General features: G+C 42.0%; 17 protein-coding genes. All 17 read right to left on the minus strand.

Features of this window, described 5'->3' with window-relative positions:
• Positions 1 to 3: 3 nt before the first annotated feature.
• The 17 genes from LC090_RS12160 to codY all read right to left on the minus strand — a co-directional run bounded on the left by LC090_RS12160 (position 4) and on the right by codY (position 18998).
• Positions 4 to 279, minus strand: coding sequence for a DUF503 domain-containing protein (locus LC090_RS12160; protein ID WP_098443390.1), 276 nt, complete (start codon positions 277 to 279; stop codon positions 4 to 6).
• Entirely contained in the window at positions 276 to 2360 is a 2085-nt protein-coding gene (gene infB / locus LC090_RS12165) for a translation initiation factor IF-2 (RefSeq protein WP_226658293.1), read from the minus strand. Before infB ends, LC090_RS12160 begins: the two co-directional genes overlap by 4 nt.
• Positions 2361 to 2375: 15 nt before the next feature.
• Positions 2376 to 2681, minus strand: a complete 306-nt coding sequence (locus LC090_RS12170) for a YlxQ family RNA-binding protein (RefSeq protein WP_226658294.1) — start codon at positions 2679 to 2681, stop codon at positions 2376 to 2378.
• Positions 2682 to 2945: an RNase P modulator RnpM gene (gene rnpM / locus LC090_RS12175; protein WP_273850401.1), complete on the minus strand. Its 264-nt coding sequence runs from the start codon at positions 2943 to 2945 to the stop codon at positions 2682 to 2684.
• A gap of 24 nt (positions 2946 to 2969) precedes the next feature.
• Positions 2970 to 4079, minus strand: coding sequence for a transcription termination factor NusA (gene nusA, locus LC090_RS12180; RefSeq protein WP_226658295.1), 1110 nt, complete (start codon positions 4077 to 4079; stop codon positions 2970 to 2972).
• 19 nt (positions 4080 to 4098) lie between these two features.
• Complete coding sequence (gene rimP, locus LC090_RS12185) at positions 4099 to 4569, minus strand: ribosome maturation factor RimP (RefSeq protein WP_224600117.1); 471 nt, start codon at positions 4567 to 4569, stop codon at positions 4099 to 4101.
• 158 nt (positions 4570 to 4727) lie between these two features.
• The gene (locus tag LC090_RS12190) at positions 4728 to 9017 is read right to left on the minus strand and encodes a PolC-type DNA polymerase III (RefSeq protein ID WP_226658296.1); all 4290 of its coding nucleotides are present in this window, start codon (positions 9015 to 9017) and stop codon (positions 4728 to 4730) included.
• 79 nt (positions 9018 to 9096) lie between these two features.
• Entirely contained in the window at positions 9097 to 10716 is a 1620-nt protein-coding gene (locus tag LC090_RS12195) for a proline--tRNA ligase (RefSeq protein WP_226658297.1), read from the minus strand.
• Between the two features lie 42 nt (positions 10717 to 10758).
• Entirely contained in the window at positions 10759 to 12012 is a 1254-nt protein-coding gene (gene rseP, locus LC090_RS12200; RefSeq protein ID WP_226658298.1) for an RIP metalloprotease RseP, read from the minus strand.
• A 15-nt stretch (positions 12013 to 12027) separates the two neighbouring features.
• Positions 12028 to 13176 (minus strand): 1-deoxy-D-xylulose-5-phosphate reductoisomerase, encoded by a 1149-nt coding sequence (gene dxr / locus LC090_RS12205; RefSeq protein WP_226658299.1) that lies wholly within the window; start codon positions 13174 to 13176, stop codon positions 12028 to 12030.
• Positions 13177 to 13208: 32 nt separating this feature from the next.
• On the minus strand, positions 13209 to 14015 hold the full coding sequence (locus LC090_RS12210; RefSeq protein ID WP_226658300.1) for a phosphatidate cytidylyltransferase: 807 nt from the start codon (positions 14013 to 14015) through the stop codon (positions 13209 to 13211).
• Between the two features lie 21 nt (positions 14016 to 14036).
• A complete protein-coding gene (locus LC090_RS12215; protein WP_425590651.1) occupies positions 14037 to 14804 on the minus strand; it encodes an isoprenyl transferase in 768 nt (255 codons plus the stop codon).
• A gap of 91 nt (positions 14805 to 14895) precedes the next feature.
• Positions 14896 to 15453, minus strand: coding sequence for a ribosome recycling factor (frr, locus tag LC090_RS12220; RefSeq protein ID WP_226658301.1), 558 nt, complete (start codon positions 15451 to 15453; stop codon positions 14896 to 14898).
• 1 nt (position 15454) lies between these two features.
• Positions 15455 to 16180, minus strand: coding sequence for a UMP kinase (gene pyrH / locus LC090_RS12225; RefSeq protein WP_226658302.1), 726 nt, complete (start codon positions 16178 to 16180; stop codon positions 15455 to 15457).
• A gap of 73 nt (positions 16181 to 16253) precedes the next feature.
• Positions 16254 to 17135 (minus strand): translation elongation factor Ts, encoded by an 882-nt coding sequence (gene tsf, locus LC090_RS12230; protein ID WP_226658303.1) that lies wholly within the window; start codon positions 17133 to 17135, stop codon positions 16254 to 16256.
• Between the two features lie 100 nt (positions 17136 to 17235).
• Positions 17236 to 17967: a 30S ribosomal protein S2 gene (gene rpsB, locus LC090_RS12235; protein WP_159782362.1), complete on the minus strand. Its 732-nt coding sequence runs from the start codon at positions 17965 to 17967 to the stop codon at positions 17236 to 17238.
• Positions 17968 to 18221: 254 nt separating this feature from the next.
• Positions 18222 to 18998, minus strand: a complete 777-nt coding sequence (codY, locus tag LC090_RS12240) for a GTP-sensing pleiotropic transcriptional regulator CodY (protein WP_224600126.1) — start codon at positions 18996 to 18998, stop codon at positions 18222 to 18224.
• Positions 18999 to 19003: the final 5 nt, after the last annotated feature.

Below are 19003 nucleotides of genomic sequence, written 5' to 3' on the forward strand. Positions count from 1 at the left end.
TTCCTAAAGCCACTCATAAGTTGCGCGAGTGAGTTCGATGTCAGGACGTGAATCAATCAATGAAATGGCGCGCTGAAGCTCACGCTCACACGCCGTTTTGCTCGAAGCCGTTGTCACAATACCAATGACAGTATGTTGCCATAAATCCTGGCTATCAAGCTCAGAAATAGCGAGATTGTTGTGCTTCAGACGGCTTATAACCGACTGAAGCACAGCTCTTTTTTCCTTCAAGGATTGCGCATCATAAATGATGCATTCACATTCGACATATCCTATCACTTAGGCTTTACTTCCTCCATGATAAAGGCTTCAATAATGTCGCCTTCTTTTACATCATTAAATTTCGCAAGTGTAATCCCACATTCGTATCCTTTTGCCACTTCTTTCGCGTCATCTTTAAAACGTTTCAACGTATCGACTTCGCCTTCGAAGACAACAATGCCGTCGCGAATCACACGAACGCCAGAATTACGCGTAATCTTACCTTCTGTTACGTAAGAACCAGCAATCGTACCTACTTTAGAAACTTTAAACGTTTCACGTACTTCTGCTTGACCAATTACTTTCTCTTCATAAACTGGATCGAGCATACCTTTCATTGCGGCTTCGATTTCTTCAATAGCCGTGTAGATGACGCGATGTAGGCGGATTTCAACTTGCTCTGACTCAGCTACTTTCTTCGCATTTGAATCTGGGCGTACGTTGAATCCAATAATGATTGCATTAGAAGCAGAGGCAAGAATGATGTCTGATTCTGTAATTGCACCTACAGCTGTGTGGATAATGTTGATCTTCACACCTTCTACCTCAATTTTTTGAAGTGAACCGGCGAGCGCTTCAACAGAACCTTGAACGTCCGCTTTTACGATAACGTTGATATCTTTTACGTCACCTTGCTGAATCTTGTCAAATAGATCATCTAAATTCATTTTAGAAGATTCTTTACGCTGAGCTTCAATTTGCTGCTGGTTACGTGCTTCCCCAACTTGTCGTGCTGTTTTCTCGTCTTCAAATGCAACAAAACGATCGCCTGCTTGTGGTACATCGCTAAGTCCTGTCACTTCTACTGGAGTCGACGGTGCCGCTGCATCCACGCGTTTGCCAAGGTCGTTAACCATTGCACGCACACGTCCAAACGTATTCCCTACTACGACAGGATCGCCAACTTTAAGCGTACCTTCTTGAACAAGTAGCGTTGCAACCGGTCCGCGTCCCTTATCAAGCTGAGCTTCAATAACAGTACCAGTAGCAAGCTTATCTGGATTTGCTTTAAATTCTTCTACTTCAGAAATCAAAAGAATCGTTTCAAGAAGATTATCGATTCCTTCACGCTTAATAGCAGAAAGATTAACGAAAATCGTGTCCCCGCCCCATTCTTCAGATACGAGTTCATACTCCGTTAGCTCTTGCATTACTCGGTCAGGATTTGCACCTTCTTTATCCATCTTATTAACAGCAACGATAATTGGCACTTCCGCTGCTTTTGCGTGGTTAATCGCTTCAACCGTTTGTGGCATGACGCCATCATCAGCTGCTACGACAAGAACAGTGATATCCGTTACTTTTGCTCCACGTGCACGCATTGTTGTAAATGCTGCGTGTCCAGGTGTATCGAGGAATGTGATTTTCTTATTGTTCTCTTCAATCTGGTAAGCACCGATGTGCTGGGTAATACCGCCTGCTTCACCCTGAGTTACTTTTGTATCACGGATTCCGTCAAGTAGCGTTGTTTTACCATGGTCAACGTGACCCATAATGGTAACAACGGCAGGACGCTCTACAAGCTTACCTTCTTCGTCTTCACTTGTGTAATTATCAAGATCCGTTACTTCGAACAGCTCTTCTTCTTCGACTTTAACACCGTAATCATCACAAATGAGCTCCATTGTGTCTTTATCTAGTTCCTGGTTAATGGTAGCCATAACACCAAGACCCATTAACTTTTTAATAAGTTCAGAAGCATCTTTACCTAGCTTTTCAGCAAGTTGGCCAACTGTAAGTGAACCAATAAATGTTACTTTAGAAGGCAGTCTTCTTGGAGCCGCTGTGTTTTTAGGAGGTTGTCCTTTTCCACGGCGGTTTGGACGGCGTCCGCCTCGACGATTATTTGGTGCGCTTTTACTATTCTTTTGATTTGCATTTGCTTTTGGGTTGTTTCGATTGTTTTTATTTTCCATACTGTTTTTGTCGCTTCCCTTTTTGGATTGTTTCGAATTGTTATTAAGCTTAGCCATCGCCTGATCGTCAATCACAGACATATGGTTGTTTACCGTAATATTCATGCTTTTTAACTTTTCGATAACATCCTTACTAGTAGTATTATGTTCTTTTGCGTATTCATGAATTCGCATCTTACTCATACGATCACCCCCGTGTTATTGATCGAGCATCGCGTGAAGCTTCTTCGCAAACCCTGCATCAGTAACGGCTATCGTGACTCGTTGAACTTTGCCAATTGCGTGACCAAGCTCATAGCGCCCTGTAACAAAACATACTGGGACTTTATAAGTAGTTGCTTTATCCGTAATTTTCTTTCTTGTGTTGTCAGACGCGTCACCCGCAATTAGAACGAGTCTAGCGCTCTTGCGCTGAATTTCCTTCACCACAAGCTCTTCTCCAGACACGACTTTGCCAGCGCGCTGCGCGAGTCCTAAAAGTGACTCCCAATTCTTATTGTTCATTTATTTTGACCGCGATTCTGCGAGGTCAGCATAAATGTCTTCTGTCACTTCTGCTTTAAGATGAGCCGCTAAGGAATTACGCTTCTTAGCAAGAGTGAAACACTCTTCTTTGTTGCAAAGGTATGCGCCTCGTCCATTCTTTTTACCCGTTTGGTCGATTGATATAACCCCTTCAGGTGAACGAACAATTCGAACGAGCTCTTTTTTTGGCTTCATTTCTTGACAGGCGACACATTTCCGCATAGGAATTTTACGTTTTTGCACGATGGACACCTCTCCCGATCTTGCTTAATCTAACTCAGAATCTTCTGCGTCATTCTCTTCAAAAAGAGGAGCGTCATCAGCACTGTAAATGCCGAGCTCTTCCGCTTCAGATTGACTTTTAATATCAATTTTCCATCCGGTCAGCTTCGCTGCTAGTCGCGCATTTTGACCGCGCTTCCCGATCGCAAGAGAGAGCTGATAGTCTGGAACGATAACCTGTGTCATCTTATTTTCTTCATCAACATTTACTTTAAGTACTTTGGAAGGGCTTAACGCATTTGCTACGTACTCAACGATATCTTCAGACCAGCTAACGATATCAATTTTCTCACCTTTTAGCTCGTTTACGATCGCTTGAACACGTTGTCCACGCTGTCCAACACAAGAGCCTACTGGATCCACTTCAGGATCTTCTGCATGGACCGCAATCTTAGAACGATCACCAGCTTCTCGTGAAATTGACTTTACTTCTACTGTGCCGTCAAAAATTTCTGGCACTTCAAGTTCAAATAAACGCTTAAGAAGACCAGGATGAGTTCTTGAAACCATCACCTGTGGCCCTTTGGTTGTTTTTTCAACTTTTGTTACATACACCTTAATACGATCATGAGAATGATACGTTTCGTTAGGCATTTGTTCACCTGCAGGGAGAAGTGCTTCAATTCGTCCGAGGTCAACATAAATAAAACGATGATCCTGACGCTGTACAATTCCAGTCATGATATCGTCTTCGCGTTCAATAAATTCGCTAAATATGATCCCACGCTCTGCTTCACGGACACGCTGAGTAACGACTTGCTTCGCTGTTTGAGCTGCAATACGACCGAAATTACGAGGCGTTACTTCGATTTCCACAATGTCTTCTAGTTCATATTGACGATCAATGTCTTTCGCATCTTCTAGTGAAATCTCAAGACGTGAATCTTCCACTTCTTCTACGACATCTTTTCGAGCAAATACGCGGATCGAACCAGTGTCCTGATTAAAGTCCACTCTTACATTTTGTGCCTGGTGGAAATTTCGCTTATATGCGGAAATAAGGGCTGCTTCAATCGCCTCAACGATGATATCCTTGCTGATGCCCTTTTCTTTTTCAAGAATGGTTAGCGCATCTAATAACTCACTACTCTTCATTTTTCATTCTCCCCTTTAATTAAAAAACAACCGCAAGCCTTGCGCTTGCTACTTTTTCATAAGGTAATTCTACCTTTTTAACTCTCGTTTTCACTCGCTGTTCAATCACAACCGTTTCACCATCGAAATCAGAAAGCTTACCTTCGAAGCTTTTCTCTCCGTCTATTGGCTCGTAAGTAGTCATATAGACTTGCTTCCCTACCGCTTTTTCAAAATCAGTCTTTTTCTTCAACGGACGTTCAGCACCAGGTGAGGATACTTCTAGGAAATAAGGTTGTGTAATTGGATCATGTTTATCAAGCTGTTCACTTAGCTTTTCGCTAATTGTCCCGCACTCCTCAATATCAACACCTCGAGGAGAATCGACATAGACACGGAGAAACCAATTCTTGCCTTCCTGCGTGAATTCTATATCTACAAGTTCCAGGTTCATTTCATCTACTATTGGTTTTACTAGTTCTTCAGTAACCGTAATCACATTTTCATTCATTGGTTGTCCTCCTTTCTGATCCTGTACAGCAGGGTCCCAATCGAAAACGAAAGAGTGGGATAGCCCCACTCTTCCGTCGCGTGTGTATTCACTAGTATTTCCACAATTACTATACCATACTCATATAACCAATTCAACAGAGAAGCGAAGGGGCTTCATTAGAATAAGCTAAGCTGGTTCGCGTCTGGAAGACCTTCAAGACATCCATGATCATCTAAATACTCTAGGACGGTCTTTGAAATCTTGCTTCGCTGCTGTAAATCTTCTTTCGAAAGAAACTCGCCGGCTTCTTTCGCATTTTCAATATTTATCGCCGCATTTGTTCCAACGCCTGGTAGAGAGTTAAATGGAGGTATAAGTGAATCCCCATCAACAACGAATTCAGCGGCTTTTGATCGGTATAGATCAACCTTCTGCATCCGAAGACCGCGTTCTGACATTTCGAGCGCAATCTCCATTACTGTTAAGAGGTTTTTCTCCTTTGGTGATGCATCAAGACCCTTTTCGTTAATCTCTTCGATTTTCGCTCGAATCGCATTCGATCCTTTTGCCATTGTATCGATATCAAAATCATCTGCCCTTACCGTTAAATAAGCCGCATAGAAAAGAATCGGATGATGTACTTTGAAATAAGCAATCCGAACAGCCATTAAGACATACGCAGCCGCGTGGGCTTTCGGGAACATGTACTTGATTTTTAAACAAGAATCAATGTACCAGTCAGGCACGTCATGCTTCTTCATTTCCGCGACCCATTCTTCTTGTAATCCCTTGCCTTTTCGCACAAACTCCATGATTTTAAACGCAAGGGATGGATCAAGACCTTTATAAATCAAATAAACCATAATGTCATCACGACAACCAATTACTTCACTCAGGTTACATGTTCCTGCTTGGATGAGCTCCTGTGCATTTCCTAACCATACATCGGTGCCGTGAGATAGTCCCGAAATCTGAACAAGTTCAGAAAACGTGCTCGGCTTGGTATCTTCTAGCATTTGACGTACGAAGCGTGTTCCGAACTCTGGAATACCGTACGTGCCCGTTTTACACATAATTTGATCCTGCGTAACGCCTAGAGATTCTGTTCCGCTAAAAAGTTTCATAACCTCCGCATCATCAGTCGGAATGGTTTTCGGATCAATACCACTTAAGTCCTGAAGCATACGAATAACGGTGGGGTCATCGTGTCCGAGAATATCGAGCTTTAATAGATTATCGTGAATGGAATGGAAGTCAAAGTGCGTCGTTTTCCAGGCTGATGTCTTATCATCTGCTGGAAACTGAATTGGTGAGAAATCATAAATATCCATATAGTCTGGAACGACGATAATACCGCCAGGATGCTGCCCAGATGTTCGCTTCACACCTGTACAACCAGAAACAAGTCGGTCAATCTCAGCCCCTCGATAATGAAGGTCATGGTCACCCATGTAGCCTTTCACGTATCCGTATGCCGTTTTCTCAGCAACAGTACCTATTGTTCCTGCACGGAACACATTATCCTCCCCGAACAGTTCCTTTGTATAGTTATGGGCACGAGGTTGATATTCACCTGAGAAGTTTAGATCAATATCGGGAACCTTATCCCCTTTAAATCCAAGGAACGTTTCAAATGGAATATCGTGACCATCTTTTGTAAGAGGGATGTTGCAATCTTCACAGTTTTTATCAGGAAGATCGAACCCTGATCCTACTGACCCATCATCGAAGAACTGTGCCTTCTTACAAGAAGGGCAGACGTAGTGTGGCGGCAGTGGATTTACTTCAGTTATCTCAGTCATCGTTGCAACGAAAGAAGAACCTACTGAACCACGAGACCCTACTAGATAGCCATCGTTTAGAGATTTTTTTACAAGCTTATGTGAGATCAAATAGATAACAGCAAATCCGTGACCGATAATACTCTTCAATTCTTTCTCAAGTCTTTCTTCAACAATGGTTGGAAGTTCTTCCCCGTAAATGCTTCTAGCCATACTGTAGCTCATTTGACGCATTTCTTCATCAGCACCCTCAATTCGAGGTGTGTAAAGATCGTCTTTAATCGGTTTAATGTCATCAATTAAATCCGCCACTACCTGTGGTTTCTGTACGACAATCTCCTTCGCTTTATCTGCACCAAGGAAATGGAAGCAGTCGAGCATTTCATTTGTCGTTCTAAAATGTACTTGCGGTAGCGTTTGGCGATTTAACGGATTACCCGCTTGCGCTTTAATTAATATTTTTCGGTAAATATGATCTTCTGGCTCAAGATAGTGTACGTTACCAGTCGCTACGACAGGTTTATTCAATTTTTCACCAAGCTTTACAATTTTACCGATAATTTCTCGTAACGCCATTTCATCCTGTACAAGCTCTTTCTCAATTAAATGCATGTAATTTTGAGGAGGTTGCACTTCAAGGTAATCATAGAACTTTGCGATGTCCTCTACTTCTTCAGGAGACTTTTGCATCATTCCTTCGAAAACTTCTCCTTTATCACATCCGGAACCAATGAGAAGCCCTTCTCGGTACTTTTCAAGCTTAGAGCGAGGTATTCGAGCCGTTCGATAAAAATAATCAATATGCGATAAGGAAACAAGTTTAAATAAGTTTTTTAAGCCAACATCATTTTTTGCCAGAATGATCGCATGAGATGGACGCGTTCGCTGAAAGCCGGTCTGCCCCATATTGTCATTTAGCATGTTGTGATTTGTAATTCCCCGCTCAAGCGCATCCTTCACCAATTTCCAAAGTAAATAGCCTGTAGCTTCCGCATCATAAATTGCTCGGTGGTGCTGTGTTAAATCAATATCAAACTTTTTACAAAGCGTATTTAATCGGTGATTACGCATTTCTGGATAAAGAAAACGTGCCAATTCGAGCGTATCAATGACCGGGTTAGTTGCTTCACCTAAACCGACATTACGTAATCCAACATTTAAAAACCCCATATCGAAGCTAGCATTATGGGCAACGAGAATGTCATCTCCCATAAATTCATGAAAATCTTTAATAACGTCTTCTATCTCAGGTGCATTCATCACCATATCATCGGTTATACCCGTTAGTTCAATGGTTGTGGAGGAAAGCGGGTGATGCGGATTCGCAAACCGCTCAAATTTATCTACAATTTCTCCATCTTTAAATTTAACTGCAGCCAGTTCAATAATTTTATTGTAAACAGCAGAAAGTCCGGTTGTTTCAACATCAAAAACGATGTACGTACCCGTTTCAAGATCTCGGTCAGCTTCATTATAAGCCATCGGTACACCATCATCGACAAGATCGGCTTCAAGACCATAAATCACTTTAATGCCGTGCTTCTGACCAGCAGCATAGGCATCTGGAAATGATTGAACAACGTTATGATCGGTAATTGCAATGGCAGGGTGCCCCCATTTAGCTGCCTGGGAGATTAAGCCCCCAGCTGTACTCACCGCATCCATCTGACTCATTTGTGTATGGGCATGAAGTTCAATTCGCTTCTCATCTTCAGGGGCCTCGTCCTGTCGCAAGTCTGGTTTGATTTCTGTTAAATCATTTCCGATCATGACAAGATCGCGTACAAACGTATCGTTCTGAATGCCGCCGCGTACTTTCACCCAGATTCCTTTTCGAACCGCTTCTAAAATCGGCACATCTTCTTTATCGCGAGAGAACATTTTCACAAGAATCGAATCTGTGTAATCCGTAATTTTAAATGTTAGTAACGTACGACCACTTCTCAGTTCCTTCGTTTCGGCGTGGAACACGTAACCTTGAACAGCAATTCGACGCTCTTCATCCTGGATCGTTTCAATCGGAACAGGGTCTTCTTTAATTTTGTACCCAATGACGAGCGAATCTGGTACATTTTTGTTAGAAGATTTATCGGCTTTTTCTTTTTCAATTAATGCTTCCATCATTTTGGACTGATCTTCTTGCTGCTTTTGTTCAACAAATTTCTGATAATCTTGCTCAGATGCTTTCACTTCTACTTCAAGCATGTATTTCGGAAAGCCGGCATTCGTGTAACACTCTGCTAGCGGTGCCGATAACTTTCTTCTTGCAATCGCCGCCTCTGTTTCATTACGTACCGTAACCATCAGTTTATTTCCACTTATTTTCGGAGTTTGACTTTTTAAAACATTCGTTAATGAAGCAGAGTGGTCCTGCATCAGTTCCACAACGTTTTCCCAGTAGGCCATTGCAAGGTCTTCATTTCCACCTGACTCTGTTGAAATGCTATAGGTAACTTCGGCAATATGCTTTAATCCGTCTTGTAAACGACTTCTAAATAATTCGTAAACATGAAAAGGAAGAACATCAGGAAAGTGAAAATCAAAATGCCACTTCCTTGTTTCTTTATATACCGTTAACTTTGAAATGTAACCATCCTTGAAATAGTCAACGAATTTATCCGGAACCGATATTTGTTGAAGGAGCAGCTGGAGACGTTCTTTCCGTATGTTTAAATCCTGGTCCATTCAATTCTTCCTCCTTCTTTAAATATGAAGAGGTAGCGAAAAAAAAGGTGGAAGGTACCACTGGCACCTATCCACAGTTTTAGTTCATTTGTGTTAAAAGCTGCTGGATTGTCTCGTTTAGGTCGTTAACAGAAACTTCCTTAGACTCACCAGTATCTCTTCGCTTTACTTCGACTATCTCTTCGTTCGCTTTCTTGCCTACAATCACTCGGATTGGAAGTCCGATAAGATCGGCATCTTTAAACTTAACACCTGCGCGCTCTTTTCGATCGTCATAAAGGACATCGTAACGCTCATCACGTAGCGAATCATAGAGGCGATCAGATAAAGCTGTCTGTTCATCATCTTTCACGTTTATCGTAATCAAGTGAACATGGAACGGAGTGACAGCTAGTGGCCATCTTAGTCCATTGTCATCTGCGTTTTGTTCCGCAATCGCTGCAAGTGTTCTTGAGACTCCAATGCCGTAACAGCCCATGATCATCGGTTTCGCTTTCCCGCCTTCATCAAGATAAGAAGCTCCCATTGTTTCACTATATTTCGTACCTAGTTTAAAGACCTGTCCAATTTCAATGCCTTCTGCAAATACAATCGTTCCGTTCCCATCAGGAGATGGATCTCCTTCTTGGATAAAGCGAAGATCTTCGTAACGTTCGATGTTAAGATCACGATCCGGGTTAACATTTTGATATGCATGCTTACCCGTTAATGATCCATTAACAATCGTACGAACTGCATGATCTGCTATGATCTTGCCAGTAAATGCGTTCGCATCTACTTCTTCGTTTATTTCTTCAACCATATCCGTGCCAAAAAGGTTTTTCACCTTAATGTCATTTAATTGATGATCGCCTCTTACTAGGGCAAGAATGGTTTCCTCTTGTACTTTAAGTAAGGTTGCGTGAATTTGGCGATCTGCTGAAGACTCACCTTCTCCTTCAGTTAAAGGAGCTTCTGCCTCATCTGGTTTCTGATAAGTAACGTGGACCTTTGCCATCTCGATATTGGCTGCATAATCAGAAGAGTCACTGTATGCAATCGTATCTTCTCCAACGCTAGAAAGGGCCATAAATTCTTCTGTATCTTTACCGCCCATGGCTCCTGAATCGGCTACCACCGGTCGGAAGTTTAAACCTAACGTTGTAAAAATGCGGCTATACGCGCTGTGCATCGTTTGATACGCCTCATCAAGCTGCTCATCAGAAGAATGGAAAGAGTAAGCATCTTTCATAATAAACTCTCTTCCACGTAGCAATCCAAAGCGCGGACGACGCTCATCTCGATACTTTGTTTGAATCTGGTATAACGTTACTGGCAGCTGTTTGTACGATTTTAGCTCATCGCGCACAAGACTAGTGATTAATTCCTCGTGTGTGGCACCTAGCGCGAATGGTCTACCGTGACGGTCTTTCAGTCGCATTAGTTCAGGTCCATAGACATCCCAACGTCCTGTTTCTTGCCACAATTCCGCTGGCTGAATGGCTGGCATTAAAAGCTCCTGTGCCCCAACGTCATCAAGCTCTTTTCGAATGACTTCTTCGATTTTCATTAATACTTTTTTTCCTAATGGAAGGTATGAATAAATACCAGACGCATTTTGACGCATAAAACCCGCTCGGACAAGGAGCTGATGACTTTTAATTTCTGCATCAGCTGGATTGTCACGAAGGGTTGGATTAAAGTATTTTGATTGTTTCATCTCCTGCACCTCATTTCATTCTTAAAACGGGTCCCGTCGCTCTTATAAAAAGAAGCGTTGGATATCATTCCATGTTACGACTAACATCAGCAACATGAGGAACGAAAAGCCAATAAAGTGAACAAGGCTTTCCTTTTGGGGATCGATTGGCTTTCCTCGCAATGCTTCAACACCAATGAAAAGAAGTCTTCCTCCATCAAGTGCCGGAAGCGGCAATAGATTAAAGATCCCGAGATTAATGCTTAAGAAGCCAGCCCATCTCATTAGGACATAAAGACCACCGGATGCTGCTTCTTCCGTATAACTATAAATACCTACTGGTCCAGAGAAAGCATCGATGGAAAGTTGACCCGTAACAAGTTGACCAAGTCCTACAAAGATCGCTTTCCCAAATTCATAGGTTGAGGTAAATCCAAAGACAATGGAATCCAAGAAATTCACCTGATATTCAGGTGCAACACCAATTCGACCAACCGACTGGTTCTCAGATAGCTCTTGTTTCTCAGGCGTAATCGATAAAGAAACGTTCTCTCCATCACGATCTACGTTAAAACCAAGCTGATTATTAGCATTTTCCTGAATAATCGAGGTCATTTGATTCCACCCCGTTATTTCAGTTCCATTGATTTCAGTAATCACATCACCATTGATCATACCTGCTTGTTCAGCGGGACTTCCGTCAACGACTTCTTTCACTTGATTCGTCGGTGTTCCTTGTAATAAACCAAGCGCAATAAAAATAACAATCGCTAATAAAAAGTTCATAACTGGACCAGCGAAAATAGCCAGGAAACGATCCCAAAGCGATTTAGCTCCAAATTGACGATCGTATGGCGCAATTTGAAACTCAGAACCGTCCATTACATAATGAGAGGTCTCATCAATCGGGTAAACAACGGCTGGTTCATCTTCCCCTTCATATCCTTTAATATAAAGGCCACGCTCGAGATCCGCTTCTTCAACTGTTACTTCTTTAAGATTAGGATAAGCTGATTTTTGGTTAATCACAATCTTTTCAACTTTGTTTTGAGCATTAAAGAGAAGACCGACGCGCTGGCCAGGTTTCAATTCAATCATTTCAGGATCTTCGCCCGCCATTCGGACAAATCCACCGAGAGGGAGGAGTCTGATTGTGTAAACCGTCTCCCCTTTTTTAAATGTGAAGATTTTTGGTCCGAAGCCTATTGCGAATTCTCGACACAGGATCCCCGCACGTTTTGCGAGAAGCAAGTGACCCAATTCATGGATAAAAACGAGTGCTCCGAATATGATAATGATCGAAATCACAGTGTTCATATTCACTTACCACCTTTATTTAATTAATGACTGAACTCGTAATCTTGTTTCAGAATCAACTGCAAGGATCTCTTCAAGCGAAGCATTTTGAATGATTTCATGCTTCTCCATCGCTTTTTCTACGAGCTCTTCGATCGTTAAGAAATCGATCTTACCCTCTAGAAATGCGGCAACGGCTGTTTCATTTGCTGCATTTAATACGGCCGGAAGAGAACCTCCAGCACGGCCAGCTTCATAAGCTAGCTTTAATGCACGGAAGCGGTCAAAATCCACTTTCTCAAAATGTAATTGACCGACTTCCCATAAGTTTAACCGTTTTGCATTTCTGATTTCAAGTCGATCAGGATAGCTAAGTGCATATTGAATTGGAATTCGCATATCCGGAGTACCTAGATGCGCCATGACGCTTCCGTCTATGTACTCTACCATTGAATGAATAATACTTTCTTTATGAAGCAATACATCAATTTGATCATATGGCGTGCCAAACAACCAATGCGCTTCAATCACTTCAAGTCCCTTATTCATCATTGTAGCTGAGTCAATTGTAATCTTTGCTCCCATTGACCAATTAGGATGATTGAGGGCGTCATTAACACTAACACCTGCTAGTTCTTCGCGTTTTTTATCGCGAAAGCTACCACCTGATGCAGTTAATATAAGCCGCTCCATCTGGTCCTGCTTTTCGCCATTCAAACATTGGAATAATGCTGAATGCTCACTATCCACAGGCAAAAGGGCAGATCCATGTTTTTTGGCAGCTTCCGTTACAAGGTGCCCCGCTGTTACTAACGTTTCTTTATTCGCAATCGCAATCGTTTTTCCCTGCTCAATTGCTGATAGAGTCGGAGAAAGTCCGATACTCCCAAGAATCGCATTAACGAGAACGGTTGATTCATGATGGCAGGCTACTTCTAATAACCCTTCCTCGCCATATACAATTTTCGTTTTTCTTGAAATGGTTCTTCTGAGTGATTCAGCATCTTCTTTTTTTTGGACAGATAATAACTTCGGCTTAAATTCCTCTGCTATTTCCACCGCTTTCTTGACATTTTTCCCAACTGAAATCGCTACAAGAGAGAACATGTCAGGATGCATTCTCACAATATCAAGAGTCTGAACACCGATCGAACCAGATGCTCCGAGTAAGCTAATTTTCTTCAAACGAACCGTTCCTCCAATCCACTCTGTTTCGTCTATACCAGGTTAAGTAAATGCAGAAGGGGGAGAACGAATATGAGACTATCAAATCGATCAAGTATCCCTCCGTGTCCTGGTAAGATACTGCCTGAATCTTTCACTCCATAATGACGCTTAAATGCAGATTCAACAAGGTCACCAATCTGTCCAAAAACAGACGTTAACACAGATACAATCAGAACGACAATCATGGAATCATATACAGGATAGATCAGTTGGAAAACAATCCCCACAATTACTGCCATCACCACTCCGCCAACCGCACCTTCTACTGTTTTGTTCGGTGAGATGTGTGGCCAAAGTTTTTTCTTGCCTAGTGATCGTCCCACAAAATAGGCTCCAGAATCTGACGCCCATATTAAGAAGATAATAAAAAACAAATGGATCATGCCGCCTATATTACTATCACCTAAGTACCTTGTTGCTGTGAAGTAATAGAAACCTAAACCAACATAGAGTGATGCCATCATAATAAAAGAGCTTTCATCAAAGCTATACTTATTTTTCGTTAGAACCGTCATTGCAAGTAAAATGAGCAATCCGAAGAATAAGAGATCAATTTTGGTAAATACAGATGATGTTAATGAAGCAATCCAGGCATCAGGCATGACAAGAATCCACGTTCCAACGATGGCAAGTAATCCAGGAAGTGAGACCAATGTGATTTTCTTCATTAGTAACAGTTCCACCATTCCAATTGTGGCAACTAGCGCCATCAATAGAATGAATGGCCAGTCTCCTACAACAATCATTCCTAACAAAAGGGCGCCAAAAATCACACCCGTAATAACTCGTTGTTTCATTACGTTAATGTCCTCCTACACTTACACCCCGCCGTAACGTCTTCCTCTACGCTGATATTCCTGTACGGCCTCAAGAAAATGGTGCTCTGTGAAATCTGGCCAAAGAACTTCTGTAAACCAAAGTTCTGTATAAGCCAGCTGCCAGAGCATAAAGTTACTTAAGCGAATTTCTCCGCTTGTCCGTATAAGTAAATCCGGATCCGGGTATTGACTGCTGAGTAAATAGGAAGAAATTTTCTCTTCCGTAATCTCTTCTTCCGTCAGTATCCCCTCTTTCACGTCACTTAATAACCGCTGCATGGCTGTTTTCATTTCATGACGACTGCCATAATTGAGTGCGAAATTAAGAATTAATCCGGTATTGTCTTTCGTTTCATTCACTGCCTTACTAATGGCTTTGAACGTGTGGGGGGGTAGCTGCTCTCGTTCTCCCATTATTCTTACTTGTACATTCTGCTCAATTAATTCTGGCAGATGGCTAAGTAAAAATTGTTCTGGGAGCTTCATCAAAAAGTCTACTTCCTCTTTCGGTCGTTTCCAATTTTCGGTTGAAAAGGCATAAAGCGTTAAGTATTGTACACCTAAGTCATTTGCTTTTCGAACAATTTTCTTCACAACCTTCACACCTTCACGGTGGCCAGCCACACGTGGGAGACCTCGCTTCTTGGCCCAGCGTCCATTGCCATCCATAATGATCGCAATATGCCCTGGGATATTAGCAGATGTGTTAATTTCTAATTGTTCCTCATCTTCATTCTTTCTCATCCAGTTCGAGAACTTCCCAAGCATTGCAAATCCTCCATTGTGTCACTTACTTAACAAAAAAACCCCCTGTGGGAAAAGAGGGTCCTTTTATTATCTTATTTTACATGTTATTGAATTAGACTTCCATGATTTCTTTTTCTTTATCAGCCGCAATGCTGTCAGCTTCAGCTACATACTTGTCAGTAAGTTTCTGAACATCGTCATTGCCACGGCGAAGTTCATCTTCTGTGATCTCGCCATCTTTTTCTTTCTTTTTCAACTCATCGTTAGCATCACGGCGAATGTTGCGAATGACTACTTTGCCATCTTCAGCATATTTCTTAACAAGCTTCACAAGATCTTTACGACGCTCTTCCGTTAGAGCTGGAATTGTAAGACGAATCACATTTCCGTCATTGGAAGGCGTTAGACCTAGATCAGATTTAAGAATCGCTTTTTCAATATCGCCAATCGCTGTTTTATCGTAAGGTTGAATCAATAGCATACGCGCTTCTGGAACAGAAATTCCCGCAAGCTGGTTAACGGGCGTAGGAGCACCGTAGTAATCCACTTGAATTTTATCAAGTAGAGAAGCGTTTGCTCTTCCTGCTCGTAGGGTTGCTAGTTCACGCTTCAAACTTGAAATTCCATTTTGCATACGTTCTTCAGCACTTTTTAACGTTTCTTTCGGCATCTTAATCTCTCCCCTTTACGACTGTTCCAATTTCTTCGCCACAAATGGCGCGCTTAATATTTCCTTCTTCCATAATCGAGAAGACAACAAGTGGAATATCGTTGTCCATACATAGTGAAGAAGCTGTAGAGTCCATTACAGCTAGCCCTTCCTTGAGCACATCAAGGTAAGAAAGCGTGTCATACTTTTTCGCAGTAGCGTCAACAGTTGGATCGGCTGTATAAACGCCATCTACGTTGTTTTTCGCCATTAAAATAACATCTGCCTCAATCTCTGCTGCCCGGAGAGCTGCCGTTGTATCTGTCGAGAAGTATGGGTTACCAGTACCTGCCGCAAAAATGACAACGCGTTTTTTCTCAAGGTGACGAATGGCTTTACGACGGATATATGGTTCAGCTACCTGTCTCATTTCGATTGAAGTTTGAACACGTGTTTCAACTCCAATACTCTCTAAACTATCCTGCATCGCAAGAGAATTCATGACCGTTGCAAGCATACCCATATAATCAGCAGTAGCACGATCCATTCCCATTTCACTGCCTACTTTTCCACGCCAGATGTTTCCACCACCAACAACGACGGCAACTTCTACACCCATTTCATGAATTTCCTTCACCTGTGATGCGATGGACTGAACGATTGAAGGTGAGATTCCCTGACCTTCTCCACCGGACAATGCTTCTCCGCTTAATTTTAACACAACGCGTTCATACTTGGCTCCGCTCATTTTAACCCTCCAGCATGTTTATCAGTATTTGTTCTTGAAAAATAGGGAACACATCGTGTTCCCTATCATTGTTTTACTTCTTCACTTGAGACATAACTTCTTCAGCGAAGTTATCTTCACGTTTCTCCATGCCTTCGCCAACTTCGTAGCGGATGAAGCCTTTTACAGTAGCGCCTTTAGATGCAACGTACTTACCAACTTTTTGATCAGTGTCTTTAACAAACGGCTGATCAACAAGGGAAATTTCTTCGAAGAATTTGTTGATACGTCCTTCTACCATTTTCTCAACAATTTTCTCTGGCTTACCTTCGTTTAAAGCTTGTTGCTTAAGTACTTCGCGCTCGCGCTCAACTTCTTCAGCTGGAACAGCATCACGAGATACGAAACGAGGGTTAACAGCAGCTGTGTGCATTGCTACGTCTTTTGCTACTTCTTCGTCAGTTGTGCCTTCAAGAAGTGTTAGAACGCCAATACGTCCACCCATGTGAAGGTATGCACCAAATGCATCTGCATCAGTTTTCTCAACAATTTGGAAACGACGAAGAGAAATTTTCTCACCGATTTTAGCAATTGCATTGTTTAAGAATTCTGTAACAGTTTGTCCGTTCTCCATTTTACTTTCAAGAGCTGCGTCAACAGACTCTGGGTTTGCTTGAAGAAGGTGATGAGCAATGTCATTGATCAACGTTGTGAAGCTTTCGTTCTTAGCGACAAAGTCAGTTTCTGAGTTAATTTCAGCGATAACCGCTTTATTACCTTCTACTGCGATGCTAGCAAGACCTTCAGCTGCTACGCGGTCAGCTTTCTTAGCTGCTTTAGAAATCCCTTTCTCACGTAGCCAATCGATTGCTTTGTCCATGTCACCGTCGTTTTCTGTTAGTGCTTTTTTGCAATCCATCATTCCTGCACCAGTTTGCGCACGCAATTCTTTTACCATTTGAGCTGTTACTGCCATTAGTAATTCCTCCTTGAATTATGATATGTAGCCATACCCTTTTGGGTTAAAAAAAGGTGATAAAGGGGTTAGAGTTCCCCTTTATCACCCCTTTGTGTTCTTATACAGATGTTTCTTCAGTTTCTACCGCTTCAACTTCTGCTTCTTCTTCTACTTTGCTAACTTCGATCACAGCGTCAGCCATTTTAGCAGTTAGAAGTTTCACAGCACGGATTGCATCGTCGTTACCAGGGATAATATAGTCGATCTCATCTGGATCACAGTTTGTATCCACGATCGCAACGATAGGGATATTAAGCTTACGAGCCTCAGCAATAGCGATACGCTCTTTACGAGGGTCGATTACGAACAATGCGTCTGGAACGCCGTTCATATCTTTAATACCACCTAGGAATCTTTCAAGGCGATCCATTTCTTTTTTAAGAAGGATAACTTCTTTCTTAGGTAGTACTTCAAAAGTACCGTCTTCTTGCATCTTTTCAAGGCTCTTCAGGCGGTTAATACGCTTTTGAATTGTTTCAAAGTTCGTAAGCGTTCCACCCAACCAGCGTTGGTTGATGTAATATTGACCAGCACGGATTGCTTCATCCTTAACGGAATCTTGCGCTTGCTTTTTAGTACCGACGAAAAGAACTTTACCACCGTCCTGAGCGATGTCACGAACGAAGTTATAAGCTTCTTCGACTTTCTTCACTGTTTTTTGAAGATCGATAATGTAGATACCGTTTCTTTCAGTGAAGATGTAAGGTTTCATTTTCGGGTTCCAACGACGCGTCTGATGACCGAAGTGTACCCCAGCTTCAAGAAGCTGTTTCATAGAGATTACTGCCATGATTGTGTTCCTCCTAATGGTTTTTTTATCCTCCGCTTGCATCTATTTCGGAAAAAACTGCGTTTGCAGCACCACTTTCCAAATCAACAAGCGTGTGTGATTAACACCGTTGATTAATATATCACATCATGTGACAAGTCGCAAGTTTAAATCTTAAATTCCATGAATACCTATATAAACTCATTCTTATATTCGTAAAGGGAAAAACCTTCTATTAAAAATGCTCCGGGAGAATTCCCGGAGCGATGGGTGAATTACTGTGTCTTCAGTTTTGAAAGTTCTACAAGAAACTTATCGTTAAGAACTTTAATGTAAGTTCCCTTCATTCCTAGAGAACGAGACTCAATAACACCAGCACTCTCAAGCTTACGAAGAGCGTTTACGATAACAGAGCGAGTGATTCCTACGCGGTCAGCAATTTTACTTGCTACGAGAAGGCCTTCATTTCCTTCAAGTTCTTCAAAAATATGCTCAATCGCTTCAAGTTCACTGTAAGAAAGAGAAGAAATCGCCATTTGAACAACCGCTTTGTTTCTTGCTTCTTCTTCAATTTCTTCCGCTTTCTCATGAAGAATCTCCATTCCTACTACAGTTGCCCCGTATTCAGCTAACAAAAGATCATCATCTGAGAACGAGTCACTTAATCGTGAAAGGATGAGCGTACCTAGACGACTTCCTCCACCAACGATCGGCACGATTGTTGTAAGTCCTTTTTCGAAAAGATCGCGATTCTCCACTGGGAAAGCTGTGTATTCGCTAGTGATATCAAGATTCGAAGATGTTTCATTAATCCCAAAGAGGTTCTGAGTGTATTCTTCAGGGAACTGACGCTCTGAGAACATTTTCTTCATACGTTCGTTCTCAATTTCTTGATTAATCGCAATTCCAAGTAACTTCCCTCTGCGGCTTACGACATATACGTTTGCCATAATAACGTCACGTAGCGTTTCAGCCATATCCGTAAAGTTAACTGGGCCCTCTGATTTTTGTAGCATGCCATTAATTTTTCTCGTTTTTTCAAGTAAATTCATGATTT

This window comes from Guptibacillus hwajinpoensis, from assembly GCF_020524165.1.
GTDB classification, from domain to species: domain Bacteria; phylum Bacillota; class Bacilli; order Bacillales; family Guptibacillaceae; genus Guptibacillus; species Guptibacillus hwajinpoensis_D.

Coding starts and splice junctions, on each gene's coding strand:
- rimP (WP_224600117.1), bottom strand. CDS start 4,569: ATGAATGAAAATGTGATTACGGTTACTGAAGAACTAGTAAAACCAATA.
- LC090_RS12190 (WP_226658296.1), bottom strand. CDS start 9,017: ATGGACCAGGATTTAAACATACGGAAAGAACGTCTCCAGCTGCTCCTT.
- rseP (WP_226658298.1), bottom strand. CDS start 12,012: ATGAACACTGTGATTTCGATCATTATCATATTCGGAGCACTCGTTTTT.
- rpsB (WP_159782362.1), bottom strand. CDS start 17,967: ATGGCAGTAATCTCTATGAAACAGCTTCTTGAAGCTGGGGTACACTTC.
- codY (WP_224600126.1), bottom strand. CDS start 18,998: ATGAATTTACTTGAAAAAACGAGAAAAATTAATGGCATGCTACAAAAA.
- pyrH (WP_226658302.1), bottom strand. CDS start 16,180: ATGAGCGGAGCCAAGTATGAACGCGTTGTGTTAAAATTAAGCGGAGAA.
- tsf (WP_226658303.1), bottom strand. CDS start 17,135: ATGGCAGTAACAGCTCAAATGGTAAAAGAATTGCGTGCGCAAACTGGT.
- LC090_RS12170 (WP_226658294.1), bottom strand. CDS start 2,681: ATGAACAATAAGAATTGGGAGTCACTTTTAGGACTCGCGCAGCGCGCT.
- LC090_RS12210 (WP_226658300.1), bottom strand. CDS start 14,015: ATGAAACAACGAGTTATTACGGGTGTGATTTTTGGCGCCCTTTTGTTA.
- frr (WP_226658301.1), bottom strand. CDS start 15,453: ATGCCGAAAGAAACGTTAAAAAGTGCTGAAGAACGTATGCAAAATGGA.
- nusA (WP_226658295.1), bottom strand. CDS start 4,079: ATGAAGAGTAGTGAGTTATTAGATGCGCTAACCATTCTTGAAAAAGAA.
- LC090_RS12195 (WP_226658297.1), bottom strand. CDS start 10,716: ATGAAACAATCAAAATACTTTAATCCAACCCTTCGTGACAATCCAGCT.
- infB (WP_226658293.1), bottom strand. CDS start 2,360: ATGAGTAAGATGCGAATTCATGAATACGCAAAAGAACATAATACTACT.
- LC090_RS12215 (WP_425590651.1), bottom strand. CDS start 14,804: ATGCTTGGGAAGTTCTCGAACTGGATGAGAAAGAATGAAGATGAGGAA.